The sequence below is a fragment of the Ruegeria sp. SCP10 genome, assembly GCF_040329495.1.
GTDB lineage: Bacteria > Pseudomonadota > Alphaproteobacteria > Rhodobacterales > Rhodobacteraceae > Ruegeria.
Window position 1 is genome coordinate 124940 of record NZ_JBDZYF010000006.1, and the last position, 17314, is coordinate 142253.

Sequence of the window (17314 nt, forward strand, 5' to 3'; positions counted from 1 at the left end):
ACGTAACATTGAAATTTAGTTAAAGGTATTTTGAGGGAGTAGCAAAGATGAAAACAGTACTTCTGGCAGGAGGATTGGGATCGCGTTTGGCCGAAGAAACGGTCGCGATTCCAAAGCCAATGGTTGAGGTGGGAGGCCGCCCGATTATCGCGCGCGTTATGGATATCTACAGCCATTTCGGCCACCGTGATTTTGTTGTTGCCGCTGGGTACAAAGCCCTTCTGTTGAAACAGTTTTTTGCCAATTACCACCTGATCGCAAACAACATTTCGGTTGCTTTGGATACAGGTGAGCTGAAACTGGTGCCGTCGGCACCGGGTGGTTGGAATGTGTCCGTTGTTGACACCGGCGCGCACACCATGACCAGCGGGCGTATTCGTCGCCTGAAAGAATGGCTGGACCCAGGTGAGACATTCATGTGCACCTATTCGGACGGTCTGGGCAATATCGATATCAACGCCTTGATTGACTTCCACAAATCCCACGGCAAGCTGGCAACTGTCACAGCGGTGCAGCCGCCTGCGCGGTTCGGCAATATCGAACTCAAAGGTGACCGGGTGGATGCGTTCACCGAAAAAGTGCGCCGCCGCGAGACCTGGATCAATGGCGGGTACTTCGTGTTTGAACCGGGTGTTTTGGACTATATGGTCGACGATACCGAGCCGCTGGAACAGTCGCCTCTGTCGCAAATGGCCCGGGATGGAGAACTTATGGCCTATCGTCATGATGGGTTCTGGCATCCGATGGACACGATCCGTGACCGCAATGCGCTGAACGCGCTAAGCGAAGAGGAAACGCCGCCCTGGATGCAGTTCGGTGATCAATCTTCGGCCGAATACCCGGTTGCAATCTGAGGGTAAAATGACTGCACATCAGCATCAGATGTTCGGCGGCCAGTTCAATGGCCGCCGTGTCCTTGTGACCGGCCATAGCGGGTTCAAGGGCGGCTGGATGTCGTTGTGGCTGCAGCGACTTGGTGCGCAGGTGACCGGATTGTCGCTGCCACCCGAGCCCGGCCCATGCTTCTATGACAGCTGCGATCTGGCTCAGGCCACCGATAGCCGATTTGCCGATATTCGCGAGCCTGATGACCTGGCCAGCACGCTGGACGGGGTCGATGCCGAGGTTCTGTTCCACATGGCGGCACAACCGCTGGTGCGCAAATCCTATCGGGAACCGGCAGAGACATTTGCCACCAACGTGCAGGGCACGACCAATGTGTTGGAGCTTGCGCGCAAGATGCCGTCGCTTAAGGCGGTGATCGTGATCACCAGTGACAAATGCTATGACAATCGCGAGTGGGTCTGGGGCTATCGTGAAAACGATCCGCTGGGTGGCAAGGATCCCTATAGCGCATCCAAGGCCGCAACCGAGCTTGTGGCCCAGTCCTATGCGCATTCCTTCTTTTCCGATCCGAGCGGCCCGCAACTTGCAACCGTGCGGGCCGGGAACGTGTTTGGTGGCGGTGATTGGGGCGAGGATCGCCTGGTCCCCGATATCATTCGCGCCTGGGCCAACGGCGAGCCGGTTGTCATCCGCAACCCCGCCAGCGTGCGCCCGTGGCAGCATGTTCTGGAGCCTGTTTCAGGCTATCTGCGCGTTGCCGAAAAGATGCTGACAGACGGTGCGCCCTATGCCGGGGCGTGGAATTTCGGCCCGGATGTCTCAAGCACCGTAGATGTGCGCCAGTTGGCTGACATGATCCAGCGCGCCTGGGGCGATGGAGCACCTATGTTCAGCTTCCCCGATCAGATCACCGATGCGCCGCACGAGGCCGGTATCCTGCGACTGGACAGCACCAAGGCTCAAACGCGCCTGAACTGGCGTCCTCAGTTGACGCTGCAAGGGGCCATCAACCTGACCGCAGATTGGTATAAAGCCCATGCTGCGGGGAAGAACATGGCACAGGTCACCGCGACACAGATCGAATACTTCGAAACCCTGACAACATCTGAAACACATGACGCGACCCCAGTCGCCGCACAGTAAACTGCATATTTTTAAGGAGTGCCTTTTATGAGAGTGAACTACGGGCAAACCGTCCATGGCCAGGAAGAGATCGACGCCGTTGTCGAGGTTCTGAAAACATCGACCCAAATGGGCCCCAAGGTGCGCGAGATGCAGGCTAAGGTTGCCAAGCTTTTTGCCAAAAACCATGGCATCATGACAAACTCAGGCTCGTCCGCAAATTATCTGGCGGTTGAGATTCTGGACCTGCCGGAAGGTAGTGAAGTCATTACGCCTGCGCTGACATTTGCGACGACTGTGGCGCCGTTAGTGCGCAAGGGTTTGATCCCGGCCTTCGTAGATGCCGCAGTAGGTACCTACAATATCGATGTGGATCAGATCGAACGGATGATCACGCCGAACACCTCGGCCATGATGATCCCATCGCTGATCGGCAACCTACCGGACTGGCGCAAAATCCGCGAGTTGGCGGATGCGCATGGTCTGAAAGTGATCGAAGACAGCGCCGATACGTTGGACGCGCAGATGGATGGCACCAGCACAGGCGTGTATTCCGACGTCTCGACCACCAGCTTCTATGGCAGTCACGTGATCAACGGGGCCGGCAATGGCGGGATGCTATGTGTTGACGATGAAGAACTGGCGCGCAAGGCACTGCTGATGCGGTCCTGGGGGCGCAGCTCGTCCCTGTTTGTTGAATCCGAGGCGATTGAGAACCGGTTCAACGTGCAGCTGGACGGCATCGACTATGATGCCAAGTTCCTGTTCGAAGCTCTGGGCTTCAACCTTGAGCCGTCGGAAATCAGCGCCGCATTTGGCTTGGTGCAGTTGGGTAAATTGGACAACAATATCCGTCTGCGTGAAGAAGCGTTTGCTGCACATCTGGAATTCTTCAAGCAGTATGAAGAATGGTTCATCCTGCCTCGTCAGCTGCCAGGGTCGCGTACGGGCTGGCTGTCCTTCCCGGTTACGATCCGCGATGGCGCGCCCTTTACGCGTCGCGAGATGCAGATATTCTTGGAAACCGCCGATATTCAGACCCGTCCGGTCTTTACCGGAAACATTCTGCGGCAACCGGCCATGAAAGGTGTTGAATACCGTACCGATCCTGCGGGTTACCCGGTCTCGGATGAGGTGATGCGCGGGGGCGTTCTGCTGGCCTGTCACCATGGTTTGACGCAGGCGCATATCGACTACATGCATGAAAAGCTGACAGAATTCCTGCAGCCTCATGTTGCCGGGCTCTCGCGGGAGGCGTCCTGATGCCACTGGCCCCGACCGAGGCGATCCGGGATCTGATCCGGGATGATTTCAAACAGGGCACCGGTCCCTGCGCCGTCAATGGCGCGGTGCCGGTCTTTGTGAATTATGAAACCTCGGTCATCGAGCCGCCCAAGCCCACGGATATCGAAGTGGAATCACAGATTCACCGGCGCAATTATCGCGGGCCGGTGAAGCTGTTGAAACGGCTGGCGTCACCTATCAAACAGGTGACATTGCACAATGTGGATCGGTTTTTATCCGAGATTAAGGCGCTGAACCCCAACCCACGCGTTCTGATCGTGGGTGGCGGCAGTGTCGGGCAGGGGATGGGGAAGCTCTACGAAGACCCCAGTGTTCAGATCTTTGCCTTCGACATCTACCAGTCGCCGAACATCCAGTTCGTTGCCGATGCCCATGACATCCCGATGCAGGATGACGTGTTTGATGGCGTGATCGTTCAGGCTGTTTTGGAACATGTGCTGGACCCCCGCCAGGTTGCGGCCGAGATTCATCGCGTGCTCAAACCCGGCGGGTTGATCTATGCGGAAACCCCGTTTCTGCAGCAGGTCCACGAAGGGGCCTATGACTTTACCCGCTTCACCGAAAGCGGCCACCGCTATCTGTTCCGCGCGTTTGATCGGATCGACTCGGGTGCCAGCGCGGGGCCCGGGGTGCAGTTTATGTGGTCCGTCGATTACCTGTTCCGCGGCCTGTTCCGGTCACGTACGGCGGGCAAGATTGCCAAGCTTTGTGTCTTCTGGGCGCAATATCTGGATCGCTTGATCCCAGAACCCTATCGCGTTGACGGGGCCAGTGGCGTGTTTTTCCTTGGGCGTAAGTCCGATGCGGTCCTGCAACCGAAAGAGGCGGTCTCGCATTACCGGGGCGCGCAGTAGTCATGATGCGAGTGCTCATCACCGGCGCAAATGGCTTTATCGGTTCGCATCTGGTGCGAGCCTGCGTCGCGCGTGGGGATGAGGTGACTGCATTGGTGCGCCCGGGATCAGGCATTGATCGGTTGGCGGAGGTGTCTTCGGATATCCATGTGCATCGGGTGGTGTTGACCGACACTGCCGCCGTCGCCCCTTTGTTTCACAATGCCCAGCCTGATCTGGTGTTCCACGCGGCCGCAAAAACTCGTATTCCGAATGGTCCGGACCTGAGTGATGCGCCCGCTAGCCTGAGGGAAAATGTCGACAGCATTCTGTCGGTTTTGAGTGCTGCGGCGGAATGTGAAACACCCCCGGGTGCATTTGTGCGTTTGGGCACGATTGCAGAATATGGGGACAACCCGGTTCCCTATCTCGAAACACAGTGTGAAAAGCCGCGCGACAGCTATGGCACTTCGATGCTGACCGGCACAAAGTATCTTGAGATGTTGCAGCCTCGCCTGCCATTTCCAGCGGTGACGGCGCGCTTGTCGCTGACTTATGGCCCAGGTCAAACCGGGCAGCAGCTGGTGCCTTACCTGATTGAAAGCTTGCTGACCAACAAACCAGCCCAGATTGGCCGCCCCGACGATGCGCGCGATTTGCTGTATGTCGATGACGCCGTGCGTGGGTTGTTGATGCTGGGTTCTGACCCGAAGGCCGCCGGCCCGGTCGTCAATATCAGTACCGGAGTCGCGACAAAGGTGCGGGATGTGGCCAAGATGGTGCAGCGCCTCTCGAACGCGCCTGAGGATTTGCTGCAGTTTGGCTCTCCCACTGGTGCGCCGATCGATCTGATCAACCATCCCGGTCTGATGCAATCCAGCTATGACTGGGCGCCTGAAACCAATGTGCAGGATGGGCTGAAGCAAACGGTCGAATGGGCTATGCGCGCGCAGGCGACACTAACAGGATCCGTCTCATGACACTCGTTTCCATCCTCATCCCGGCTTATAACGAAGAAGACAACGTGCGGATGGCCTATGACCGGGTCGTTCAGGTGTTTGACGGGCTCGACGGGTATGAGCCCGAGATCATCTTTACCGACAACCACTCGGAAGATCGCACATTCGAGATCCTGTCTGAGATCGCCAAAGAGGACCCGCGCGTTCGCGTTATCAGGTTTGCGCGAAACATGGGATATCAGGCTTCGGTCCTGACCGCCTATCGCTCGGCCAACGGAGCTTGTGCGGTGCAGCTGGACTGTGACATGCAGGACCCGCCCGAGTTGATCCCGCAGATGCTGGACCTTTGGCGTCAGGGCAATCACGTGGTTTACGGCATTCGCCGCAGCCTGCCGGATGGCCCATTGGTGGCCTGGGCCCGGCGCGCCTTTTACGCTTTGATCGACATGATCAGCGATGATGATCTGCCACGCAATGCCGGGGAGTTCCGGCTGACCGACCGCCGCATTCTGGATGAGCTACGCCGGGTAGATGACCGCTCTCCCTATGTTCGGGGTCTGATCAGCGGCATGGGTTTTAATCAGGTCGGATTTGAATATGACCGCGTGGCGCGTACCGCCGGGGAATCCAAGTTCCCGTTCCGCGCGATGCTGTCTTTGGCTGTTGACGGGTTGATCAACCACTCGTTGTTGCCCCTGCGGCTGGCGTCGATGATCAGCCTGACCGTCGGCCTGTCGATGTTCCTGCTGATGGTGGGCTATCTGATTGCAAAGCTGGTTTTTGGTGCCGAATGGCCCGCCGGTTTTGCGACCACCACCATCTTGCTGCTGCTATCGATGACGTTGAACGCCATGTTCCTGGGTATTTTGGGGGAATATATCGGTCGTATCTTCCTGCAATCCAAAGACCTGAATCGTCCTATTGTCGAACATGAACTCAACAGACCGGGACCCAACGATCAGCCTCTGACACAGCCCCTGCGCGAGACCGAAGAACCGCGCAAGAAGATGTCAGGATAGCACCGCGTGAAGATCCTTATCATTCAGGGTGGTTTCGGCGCGGGCGGAGCGGAGAAGATCGTATCGATTTTGGCCGCCCATCGTGCCGAGCGTGGGGATGAGGTTCAAGTGGCTGGGCTGACCATGCCACCCGGTGGTTCGTATTTCCCGTTTCCCGACGAGGTTACGCTTCACGTCGCCCAAGCGAGTGGCGGGCAATTGGATCGGTTGCGCCACATCCGATCAGTGGTCCAGCAGGTTGCCCCGGATGTCATCATTAGCTTCCTGACCAAAATCAACGTGCTGACCTTGATTGCGACGCTGGATCGTGCGACGCCCGTGATCATATCAGAGCGCAATAATCCGCGTGCGCAGACTGCCAATCCGGTCTGGCGTCACGCTCAGAACCTGCTTGCACGGCGAGCTCGGGCGGTTGTGATGCAGACACAGCGCGCCAGTGAGGATTTGCCGCGCGCGATACAGCGTAAGGCGCGGATTATCGCAAACCCATGCGCCTTGCCCACCGGCGCGCGCGAACATCTGGGCACAGGATCGTCCAACCTTGTGGCGGTAGGTCGGTTGGATCACCAAAAAGGATTTGATCTGCTGCTGGATGCCATGCCGCAAATTCTTGCGGGCAATCCTAGCGTAAGGCTGACCATCTATGGCGAAGGTCCCGCGCGCGAAGCGCTGGAGGCGCAGCGGGATAGGCTGCAACTTGGGGATGTGGTGTCGATGCCAGGCTCCAGTGCCGCGCCGGGTGAATGGATGGACAATGCCGACATTCTGGTTTTCTCGTCGCGTTACGAAGGGTTCCCCAATGTGCTGGCCGAAGCCACCGTCACGGGCTTGCCGCTAGTTTCGTTCGATTGTCCCTATGGCCCGCGCGAGTTGATACGGCCCGAGGAGAACGGTTTGCTGGTTCCGCCCGAGGATGTGGACGGTTTGGCGCGGGCCGTTCTGCGCCTGTCCTCATCGCCTGAGCTGTTGCAGAAGATGCGCGACGCGGATTTGGAAAGCAGGGTCTGGTTGGCCCCCGACAACATCCTTGCAGAGTGGGACGAAACAATTGACGATGTGGCCTAAGGCCCATTCTGCGCACTGACACAGCGAAGGTTTCACCGGGTGAGTTATTTCAGCACCAAATCAATTAGGACCAACCTGATCCTTACCTCGGCGGATCGGAGAGTGCTGTGTTGCAAAGTGTGAATACTATGACAACTGAACAAGACGCCCCGATGCGCAAGATTGCGGTTGTAGCCAATCTGACCTCATCGTTGATCAATTTTCGCTATGATCTGCTGCGCGAGTTGTCGATGCGCGCCGAAGTGATCGCCTGCGGCCCGGAACGTCACGCGCCCAGTGAAGAAGCGTTGCGCGAGATCGGAGTGAAATTTGTACATTTCCCGCTGGCACGAACCGGGATGAACCCGATAGCTGATCTGAAAACGCTGCGCAGCTTGCGCCAGATCTTTGCCGATTTCGCGCCAGATACCGTTTTTGCCTATACGATGAAACCTATCATCTATGGCTGTCTGGCTGCGCGCCTGGCTGGGGTTCCGCAGAAATACGCGATGTGCACAGGCCTAGGCTATGTGTTCAATGCGCAGAACACCAGCCTGAAACGTCGTGCCGTCCGTGCCTTGTCGGCCAATATGTACCGACTGTCCTTGCAGGGTGTGGATGAGCTGTTGGTCTATAACACTGTTGACGAACAGGAGTTCAAAGACCGCCGTATGGTCGGGCAGGGCACGCGGCTGAGCGTTGTGCCAGGGTCGGGCGTCAATCTTGATAAATACGCGCCATCTGATCCACCAGATGGCCCGCCGGTCTTTCTGATGATCTCGCGCCTGCTTAAGGAAAAGGGCGTTTTTGACTACGTCGAAGCTGCCCGGCTTTTGAAACGCGACTATCCGCAGGCGCGGTTCCAGTTGCTGGGCCCTATGGATGCCAATCCGGATTCTGTTGGGCAGAAAGAAATCGATCAATGGGAACGGGAAGGCGTGATCGAATATCTGGGCGAAACAGATGACGTCAGACCTTACCTGCGCAATTGTTCGGTCTTTGTGCTGCCATCTGCCTATCGCGAAGGAATACCACGCACGATCCTCGAGGCGATGTCGACAGGGCGTGCGGTCGTAACAACAAACGCGCCTGGATGCGCCGACCCGGTGATCGAAGCTGAGACCGGTTTTGTGGTTCCGATGCGTGATCCGCAATCGCTGAGCCAAGCCATGGCACGTTTTTTGAGAAGCCCCGAGTTACTTCCGCAGATGGGGCAGGCCTCGCGCAGCCGGGCTGAGGCGGTCTTTGATGTCCGGCGTATCAACACCATTCTGCTGCGCAAAATGGGTCTGCTGCGACCGGATCAACAGCTCTACTCATCTTCCGAGTGAACATCTGACCTGCACGTAAAGTCATGCGGAGCGCTGTAAATAGTTGACTATTTACAGCATGATAATCGGTTTTTTTGGGGAAAATCATCAAACCTACGGGATTCCCCTAATATCCGCGGCCCACAAGCTTTGGTAGGTTAGGTTCAACCTGAGATAAATACCGGTGGCGCCTTCGGGCACTATCACTCACTCGAAAAAATGACCAGCATTTGGGGTGCTGGTCATTTGCTTTATCAGGGGTTTGGATAGGGTTAGGTCGACTGGCGATCAGGCATCTGATACCCGTATTGGCCAAGGTCAAGCCCTGTCAGTTCTTGCAAAGCTGCGTTGGACTCGGCGAAGGCCCCATCAAACTGTTCAGCAGCATATTTGGCCGTGCGCTGTTCGATCATAGTATCCAGAGCGGTTGGGAAAATCCGGCTAAGCGGGCCGCTGAGCTTGCCGAATCTACGGGATGCATTCGGCAAAGGAACAAATGCTCCGGCGCTGAGCTGGTTTCTGCTGAGCGTCCGATTGACCACCCGCTGAAGCACCTGAAAGCTCTGCGACCGTTTGGTGTTGGTTCGGTCGAACTGCTGTTTCGGGGCTTCAACACCCAACCCACCACAAAGCTGCGCTACAAACGCGTCCGAATCCCGGACGAATTGTTCATATGTCAGCCCGTGTACGCGATCTGCTCCGAACAGCGCTTGATAGTATTTGAACAGGCGATGGTAGTGATAAAATTCCGGACTGAACATGGGCACGCGTCGCATCATCGGTTCGACCTGAGCGATGTATCGCTTGAACGATTTATGCCCGCCATCGGTGATGTATTGGCTGTACATCGACAGGATGCTGGACAGTTGTTCGCGGAAGACGATCAGCACATGCGCATCCGGGAATGTCTTCTTCAGGCGCTCAGCGATCATCGGGCTGTCGAATCCGCCGGTCGCCGGATAGCCAGAAAATCGTTCGTGCGAGAACACGGCGACTTTTCCTGATCCGTGGGCAGTATCCAGAAATCCAGCGTATTGTTCACGAACGGCGTCCGGATCAAATGTTAAGGGTTGCGGCAATACGAATCTGTTCGACAAGACATATTTTGGCTCACCCGGCGGGGTGGCAAACGGCCCATCAGCTGCCGAGAACAGCTGCTTTTGCAACGCAGATGTCGCGGTCTTGTGGTACCCAATGTGTATGAGAACTTTTTCTTGTTCCATATGGTGTTAATCAATACCCAAATTCAAATCGCAACCAAACGCGTTCGCACCAAAAAGGCAAGTCTTCACGACTTTTCCCCTCTGCATTCACCGGCCCCTATTGTAAGCTCTCTTTGTGGAAAACAGGATTCCAAAAACAGGACTGGATTTCGTTATCAAACTTCGCTTTGGTAAAAGGATACAAGTCCAAAAAACAAAATGATAGAACAAGTAACAGTTTGGAATCGCCAAAATTTGAAATTTAATGAGTGACGAAAGGTATTTGACCTGAGACGAGTGCCAAGGTTGTTTTGCACCATGTTAAGTTCAGGTGCCCGGGGCGACACCCGGAAGGAACATCCATCAAGACCATGATCCGTTTTGACGCCAAATCCCTGATCGGGCGGCTTGCAAAGAACATGTCCTGGCTGTTCTTGTCCCAGATACTCATCGCGGTGTTTGGGCTGCTGACTCTGATCATCACCGCGCGCGCGGTGGGCCCTGCTGCGGTGGGGATACTGGCTTTGGTTGATGCTTATGTGCAGGTGCTGGACCGGCTGTGTCGGCTGGAACCGTGGCAGGCCGTGATTAAGTACGGCAGCGACGCGCTGACCGAGGAGGATACAAACCGCTTTGCACATCTGATCAAACTGTCGGTTGTCATAGATATTCTTGGAGGTCTTCTGGCAGGTGCAGTCGCCATCTTGCTTGCGCCGTTTCTCGCCCCGCTGATCGGCCTGCCCGAAGACGGCGGTTCAACCTATATCGTTCTTGTAGCCTTGGGATTGTTCCTGTCGCTGCGGCCCACCGGTATTGCAGTGTTGCGCGTTCATGACCGGTTTGATCTGCTGGCTGTGTCAGACATGGTGGTCGCCGGTTTGCGCCTTGTGGGCACGATCATTGTGTTCCTGCTGGATCTGGGACTTTGGGCGTTTCTGGCTCTGATGCTGATGCATCAAGTTTTGACTGGCCTTGTTGCCTTCTGCCTTGCGCTGCGCGAACTGAAACGGCGTGGTGTACACAGCTTTATGCGGTTGAGCCTCAGAACTGCGCTAAAGCAGAACCCCCGGTTCCTTCGATTTTTGTGGAACTCGAACTTCAACGTGGTGCTGCGGCAATCAACCCAACGGCTTGATGTGCTTGTCGTAGGGGCGCTGCTAGATGTCACCTCGGTCGGTTTCTATCAAGTCGGCAAACGCATCATGACGAATATCGTGCGTATCGGCGGCCCGATCCGGCAGGTCCTGTACCCTGAGATGACGCGGCTATGGTCCGCGGAGGAGTTCACCAAGTTCTGGAAACTTGTGCGCTATGTCTCGCTGGTGATGTTGAGCGTGTCGCTGGTGATTTCGATCCCGCTGGCGTGGAAAATGTCTGATCTCGCGGTCTTGCTGTTCGGGGCCGAATTTGCGGGCGCTGCTCCGGTTATGACAATTCTGATGTTTGCGGCGGTGATCTATCTGGGCGGGTTGTCGTTAAATCCAACCATGCTGAGCATGGGGTTGGATCGGGCATTGGTGCGGACAACAATGGTGGCAACAGGCATATTCGCGCTGTCGTTCATACCGTTGCTTTATATCTTGGGGATCGAGGGTGTCGCCCTGTCCCATGTGGTTTTCAACATCGTCTGGACGACCGGATGCATCTTTGCCATCCGTTCACATCTGGCGCGGCAATAGGGGATCGCCAACTCATTAAGAAACCACGTTTGAAGACCCCGCATTTACCAGTGAATTAAGATTAACGAGAAGACAAATGACCAAACGAATCTTGTTTCCTTTTGAAGGGGACACCGTCATCGGTGGCAGCCATGTCTCGGCCATGAAGCTGGCCGCAGGCTTGGACCGATCAAAATACGAACCTTATATCATCGTTCACTATCAGGATGGTCTGGCGGGGGAGTACGCCAAATCACTGGGGCTGGACTATGAGGTGTTGAAACAGCCTGCTCTCATGTCGCCGGGGCAGATCAAATATGAAGGGGATTGCGGGCCCGCAAAGTATTTGATGTCCAGCGTCCCCGGATTCATCTCGGTTCTGAACCGGATCAAACCGGATATCGTCCATACGAACGAAGGCCGCATGCATTCAAACTGGGCGCTGCCGACTAAGCTGTCCGGTCGTAAGCATATCTGGCATCACCGGCAGGACCCGACCGCTTTTGGGATCAATAAGCTGGCCCCCGTCCTGTCGGATCATATCATCAGCGTTTCTCATTTTTCGAAACCCAGCAAACCGGTGCGGTCGGTGGATAAGAAGTTCACCGTGATCCGCAGCCCGTTCGACTTTAACCCCAACCCGCCCGATCCCGCGCAAGCACGGCAGGACGTGTTGAACGAACTGAACCTACCGCCAGAGGCGCTGTTGCTGGGGTATTTCGGAAATTACGTTCCGCGCAAGCGCCCCGATCATTTTGTCAAAGCGGTCGCTGCAATTCAAAAGGCCATGCCCGATGTGCCGGTGCACGGCCTGCTGTTTGGCAGCGTCGGCGAGCGCGGCGGTGAATTGGAAAAAACCTGTAAGGACCTGGCATCCGAGGCTTGGATGGATAGCCAGATTCACTTCATGGGCTTCCGCCAGCCGATCGACGGTTACATGGCCGCGATGGACGCCAATCTGGTCACCGCATTGGATGAGCCCTTTGGACGCACATTGATTGAAACCATGTATCTAGGCACCCCTGTGGTGGCCACGCGGCACGGCGGCAATGTTGAGGCGATTGTGGAGGGCGAGAACGGGTTCCTGGTTGATCCATTCGACGCCGAGGCCTTTGTTGCACCCGTCAAACAGATGCATAGTGATACGGTGCTGAAAAAACGTATCATCGACGCCGGTCAGCGCTATGCCCGAGAGAATTTCGGGATGGCCATTCACATTGACGGGGTGTGCAAGATCTACGACCAGCTTCTGGGCTGAACCTGCACTGCGCTCAATGTCAATCTTTGGGTGCCTTTGTCTGAGTGACACCTGGGAATTGCAGATAGGACAGGCGCCGAATCTCGCGCCGTCCGCGCGCCAAGGAATCCAGGATCAAGGCGCAGACAACCGACAACATTGCAGCCACAAACCCCGCAACCGCCACAATCAGAGATGGGAACCTGCTGACGATCCCGGTTTGCAGGAACTCGTTCAAGACCGACAGGAATACAGACAGCGACGGCAGAAAGAAGATCAGAGCCAGCGACATGAAGAAGACCATAGGTTTTTCTTCTTTGATCAACAGGCTGATCATCTTGAGAATGCGCCAGCCATCCTTGAAGGTCGAAAGCTTCGAGTTCGATTCCGGCAGGCGCGAGAAATAGCTCGTTTGAACTTCGCCGATGGGCATGCGCATCTGCATGGCATGGACCGTCAGTTCCGTTTCGATCTCAAATCCGTTCGATAGGGCCGGGAAGCTTTTGACAAAGCGACGGCTGAACACGCGATAGCCTGACAGCAAATCGTTGATCTTGTCGCTGAAGAAGAACTTGACCAAGCCAGTAAACAGCGCGTTGCCGAACTTGTGTCCCCGCCGATAGGCCTCGGTTTCTTTGTTCACGCGCGCACCGTTCACCATATCCAGGTTCTGCGACACGAGCAGTTGAACAAGCTGAGGCGCGGCGGCGCTGTCATAGGTAGCATCCCCATCGGCCATCACGTAGACGTCGGCCTCGACATCCGCGAACATCCGGCGGACGACATTGCCTTTACCTTGCAGATTTTCGGTGCGAACCACGGCACCCGCCTCACGCGCAACCTGAGTGGTGTTGTCGGTCGAGTTATTGTCAAAGACATAGATTGTCGCGCCTGGCAGAGCTGCCCGAAACTGCGCGACGGTTTCGCCAATGGCGACTGCCTCGTTGTAGCAGGGCAGGATCACCGCAATCTCAAGCCCTTGCGGCCAGAGCGCGTCGTCGGTGCCAACTTCATGTTCGGCTTTCGTCATAAGCATGACGCGCCCCTCAGCTGAGTTAAGTTGAGGAAGTGTAACCGCAGCGCAGGCCCCTCGGCACGTCGTTAATTGCCCAACGTGTTCAAAAGAGTTCCATCTGTTGTACGGATGACCTCGGTCAGGTTCAGTTCTTGCGCCAACTCGTCCTGAGTGGGCAGGTAGAACCGCCAGGTCACATCATCGAAATAGGCAACAACAGCTGTTCCATTTGCCAAACCTTCCCGCATTTCACCCAGCGTTTTGGCGTAGGGGCGTTCGGGGATTTCGAACCCCGTGCGTCGGTTGAATTTCATCGGCAACCAGGTGGTTTTGTACCCGGTGACCAGATGAACCACGTCCGGCGCATTGGAATACACAAATGTCTCGGGGTCCAGTTTATTGATCTCAGCCGCCAGCGGCGATTGATACCATTTCGGACCTGCGAAAAAGATGCCCTCTTCCCGGAACTCGGTAATCAGATTTCCGGTTCTGGCTATATTTGAGATCAGAACCATCGCGCCAAGCCCTATCAGTGTTAGCCCGGTCCAGCGTTGTAGGCCGTCGCCCATCACAAAACGCGCGCAGTAGTGGGCTCCCATGATGATCAGCAGCACATAGACCGGCGCAAAATACGAGGGTTTCAAAGGTAGATTCGGCTCGATCAGGATCGACAAAAGCAGCAGCGCGAAATGGCCAAAGATATAGACAGTTGCCAGCATTGGGAATGCCGCACAACGGTTATTCGCATCAGGCGCGCGTGTGACAACGCGAGTCATGGTTTCGTGCCAGACGATCCAGATCAGCAGACCGATCAGAACGAGGCTGACGGCGATCTTTAGAACATCAGGCACCACGTTCGGGAAAAACGACACCCAGATCGAGTTTGCGCCTTGTATCAGAATGGCCCATGTTGCGTTGCCCAGAAACGCAAACTCTCGCCCAAGGCCCGATCCACCGGCTGCTGATTCGATGTATGACCACAGCATCAGCGGCGCGATCACCGCGGCCAGAAAGGCTACGGCATGCAGCAATCGGGGTTTCATATCCTGTGGTCCCAGAAACAGGGGTGTCAAAACTCCAACGACCCAGATAGGCGCGCCGTTGAAACGGGTCAGGAACACCAGAACCGATACAAGCCCGGCCAGGATTAAGAACCGCACAGCACCCGTGCCAGCATAGATGCTCAGCAGTGCCAGAGTCAGCAGCATCAAGAAGATGAACATCCCTTCGGACAGGACGGTCACATGTAGTTCAAACACCAAAGGAGAAGTCACGATCAAAAGCGCCGCAAAACCGGCGATCAGCCGGGATGCTCCCAGCCCACGCGCCAGTGCAAATGTCATCAACGCATTCAGGCATAGGAAAGACAGGTTGACCACGGTGGCCGCTGTCAGTGGGCCCATTCCAAGGCTTTCAACGATGTCGATTGCCCAGATGTATCCTGGCGAATGCCCCTGAAAATAGAATGGAAACCCAAGGTATGAGGCCGAATCCGGACGGACCCCGATACCCCACGGAGTTGCGGCAAAGAACAAAACCACCGCAAGCAGCACTATCACTGCGCACCACATGAGATCGGGTTTTTCTACGTGAATAGTATCGGCCGTTCTCATTGCCGGCCTCCCTTGATACGTGCTGAACACAAACTCATTACTCTTCATCACAATACTCGGAATTGAACTGTTTGTCCGGGTGCCCGAACATAGATACCTTCAACCGTCGACAATCTCGTAGAACGTGTTTCCTGCTACAAAACCATCCAGTCCGACCTGCCGCGCATAGTGCGCCAGATCGCTGGAGGTGTTGATAAACCCTGAATTTCGAAAGTTCAGTGAAGTATTGCACAGAACTCCGGTGCCCGAGATCGATTTGAACTCGGCCAGCAGGTCATAGAAAAACGCGTTCTGGTCGCGCCGAACGGTCTGCACGCGGGCCGAACCATCCACATGGGTCACCGCTGCCAATTTCGGGTCAGTCACCTGATGAAAGCTGAGCATGTAGGGCGAGGGGCCTTTCATCGCGAAATGCAGCGCGGCGTCCTCTTCCAGGCAGGACGGGGCAACAGGGCTGTTTTCTGCTCGTCCCTTGATCCGGTTCAGCCGGGCGCGCGTCTCTGTCTTGAAGGGAGCTGCGAGTATCGACCGATTGCCCAGCGCGCGCGGGCCGATTTCACAATTGCCTCGCGTCCATCCAATGATTTTTCCGTCGTAAAGCGCTTGCGCGACTGTCTTGAGGTTCAGTTCTGAGGCCTTCAGCCCCTCCAACTCAACCTTGTCGTCCGAGAAAGACTGACCAGAATAGACAGACCATTCCAGTTTGGCTTGCCCCGTATAGTGTCGCATTGCATCGACAGCCGTACCAATTGCACAGCCCGAATCCCCTGTGGTGGGCGGCACAAACACTTCTCGAAACAGGCCGCTGTTTTCCCATTGAGCGTTCCAGTTCCCATTCAGGCCGCAGCCGCCGGCGATCAACAGCGGCAAACCCTCTTTCAGGTTCTCTTCTGCAAACTGACGAAAGCGCGAGAATATGGCGTCTGACAGTTTGGTCGCCAGATTCTTGAGCCGCTGGCTGTCGGTGCCGATATTGAAGAAGGGCGAGTTTACGAATGAGCTTTTGCGCAACGGGTTCGACGCAAGATCAACCGACAGTATCTGATCGATAAACGCCTGTTCATCTTCATCTACCGGACCAGCCTCGCCAAAGGCACAGGCGGCCATCAGGCGGCCTGGGTCCGACGGGCGCATCTCACCGCCCGAAATGGGAAACTCGGGATCGGCCAGAGCATAAAGAAACGCGAACCGGCTGCCTGGCGCGGTCATCACCTGACCCCGGTGATGAATGTTCAGATTGCGGTCGATTTCATAGAAATCACCCAAGGCGCCTTCCCACAAAAGCACGTAGCAGGGCTCACCCTGTGCAAAGGGTGACAGCGCATAGCTGCACCAGATATGTGCACGTTCATGGGTGGAGGAATAGTAGTCAACCGTCTTGCCAAAGAAGGTGCGTTTACCCACGCTTTCCGAGCCCTGGCCGATGCCGAAATACCCCGCGCCCGAGGTGGTGACATGATCCATTCCGCTGCTGGACCAGCCGCTGAGAGCCAGAACCTCTGGCAGATCCTTGAACCAAAGCCCGGCATCAATGAAAGTATCAGGAGTGACCGGTGTGTAGCGGGGAAAGCTGTTCTTTTCGGCCTCATATGAGAACAACAGACTTTTGCTCGTACAATCGATTCCCGCCACGGTGCCGTCATGGCCAGATTTGAACGACAGAATCTTCATCCCTTGCACCTCGTAAATCGGGTCGGTATCTCATTCATCAGGATGCGCCGCCACGACGGGTAGTTTTCGGGGTGGCGCCTGTTATAAAGCTTTGTTCTTACAGCGCTTTTGCCATGATCCTGCGAAATCGAACGGGCTGGAACATTGGCGAGATGGGAACATACGCAAACCTGAAAATCAAAACCAAACCAAATGCCAAACTCAACGGCTGCAACCTATCAGACCGAACAGGGGTCTTGTAAACACTCTTTTCCGAGGGTGCGGTGTTTGATCCCGGGAGGGTGGAAATTGTAAACGGATTCGTCAAAATCAGAGGATTGTTCGCAGTTCAAAGCCAGTCCAAGCAAAGAGATATTTGCAGCTTATTGCGCAATACTCTAGACAAATGCGTTGATTTTCAGACCGTTCAGCCAGTTTCCGCGGACTTGCGTATTTTCTGCCGGGCTTGTGTGATCTACATCCTTGCACAGCGAACGCGAA

14 protein-coding genes are annotated in these 17314 nt (G+C 55.8%); 10 read left to right on the forward strand and 4 right to left on the reverse strand.

The genetic code is table 11. The annotated features are described in order from the left end of the window. Positions 1-47 precede the first annotated feature (47 nt). The 8 genes from rfbF to ABLN87_RS14350 all read left to right on the forward strand — a co-directional run bounded on the left by rfbF (position 48) and on the right by ABLN87_RS14350 (position 8459). Positions 48-854 (forward strand): glucose-1-phosphate cytidylyltransferase, encoded by an 807-nt coding sequence (gene rfbF, locus ABLN87_RS14315; protein WP_170534903.1) that lies wholly within the window; start codon positions 48-50, stop codon positions 852-854. 7 nt (positions 855-861) lie between these two features. Continuing rightward, the gene (gene rfbG / locus ABLN87_RS14320; protein ID WP_353011269.1) at positions 862-1989 is read left to right on the forward strand and encodes a CDP-glucose 4,6-dehydratase; all 1128 of its coding nucleotides are present in this window, start codon (positions 862-864) and stop codon (positions 1987-1989) included. A gap of 27 nt (positions 1990-2016) precedes the next feature. Further along, the gene (locus tag ABLN87_RS14325; protein ID WP_353011271.1) at positions 2017-3231 is read left to right on the forward strand and encodes a DegT/DnrJ/EryC1/StrS family aminotransferase; all 1215 of its coding nucleotides are present in this window, start codon (positions 2017-2019) and stop codon (positions 3229-3231) included. Beyond that, a complete protein-coding gene (locus ABLN87_RS14330; protein ID WP_353011273.1) occupies positions 3231-4127 on the forward strand; it encodes a class I SAM-dependent methyltransferase in 897 nt (298 codons plus the stop codon). The genes ABLN87_RS14325 and ABLN87_RS14330 overlap by 1 nt, the downstream gene beginning before the upstream one ends. A gap of 2 nt (positions 4128-4129) precedes the next feature. Beyond that, entirely contained in the window at positions 4130-5086 is a 957-nt protein-coding gene (locus ABLN87_RS14335) for an NAD-dependent epimerase/dehydratase family protein (protein ID WP_353011275.1), read from the forward strand. Beyond that, positions 5083-6084: a glycosyltransferase family 2 protein gene (locus tag ABLN87_RS14340; protein ID WP_353011277.1), complete on the forward strand. Its 1002-nt coding sequence runs from the start codon at positions 5083-5085 to the stop codon at positions 6082-6084. The genes ABLN87_RS14335 and ABLN87_RS14340 overlap by 4 nt, the downstream gene beginning before the upstream one ends. Positions 6085-6090: 6 nt before the next feature. Then, positions 6091-7149, forward strand: coding sequence for a glycosyltransferase family 4 protein (locus ABLN87_RS14345; protein ID WP_353011279.1), 1059 nt, complete (start codon positions 6091-6093; stop codon positions 7147-7149). A gap of 128 nt (positions 7150-7277) precedes the next feature. After that, entirely contained in the window at positions 7278-8459 is a 1182-nt protein-coding gene (locus ABLN87_RS14350) for a glycosyltransferase family 4 protein (RefSeq protein ID WP_353011281.1), read from the forward strand. 251 nt (positions 8460-8710) lie between these two features. On the opposite strand, the gene ABLN87_RS14355 is transcribed toward ABLN87_RS14350, so the two are convergent. Then, the gene (locus tag ABLN87_RS14355) at positions 8711-9661 is read right to left on the reverse strand and encodes a sulfotransferase (protein WP_353011283.1); all 951 of its coding nucleotides are present in this window, start codon (positions 9659-9661) and stop codon (positions 8711-8713) included. 350 nt (positions 9662-10011) lie between these two features. Here ABLN87_RS14355 and ABLN87_RS14360 point away from each other — a divergent pair, with 350 nt between their 5' ends. Continuing rightward, positions 10012-11319 (forward strand): lipopolysaccharide biosynthesis protein, encoded by a 1308-nt coding sequence (locus tag ABLN87_RS14360; RefSeq protein ID WP_353011285.1) that lies wholly within the window; start codon positions 10012-10014, stop codon positions 11317-11319. 76 nt (positions 11320-11395) lie between these two features. After that, positions 11396-12556, forward strand: coding sequence for a glycosyltransferase family 4 protein (locus ABLN87_RS14365; protein WP_353011287.1), 1161 nt, complete (start codon positions 11396-11398; stop codon positions 12554-12556). A gap of 19 nt (positions 12557-12575) precedes the next feature. Here ABLN87_RS14365 and ABLN87_RS14370 read toward each other — a convergent pair whose 3' ends face one another. The 3 genes from ABLN87_RS14370 to ABLN87_RS14380 all read right to left on the reverse strand — a co-directional run bounded on the left by ABLN87_RS14370 (position 12576) and on the right by ABLN87_RS14380 (position 16834). After that, complete coding sequence (locus ABLN87_RS14370; protein ID WP_353011289.1) at positions 12576-13571, reverse strand: glycosyltransferase family 2 protein; 996 nt, start codon at positions 13569-13571, stop codon at positions 12576-12578. A 65-nt stretch (positions 13572-13636) separates the two neighbouring features. Next, entirely contained in the window at positions 13637-15163 is a 1527-nt protein-coding gene (locus tag ABLN87_RS14375) for a hypothetical protein (protein ID WP_353011291.1), read from the reverse strand. A gap of 99 nt (positions 15164-15262) precedes the next feature. Next, a complete protein-coding gene (locus ABLN87_RS14380) occupies positions 15263-16834 on the reverse strand; it encodes a carbamoyltransferase C-terminal domain-containing protein (protein WP_353011293.1) in 1572 nt (523 codons plus the stop codon). Positions 16835-17314 lie beyond the last annotated feature (480 nt).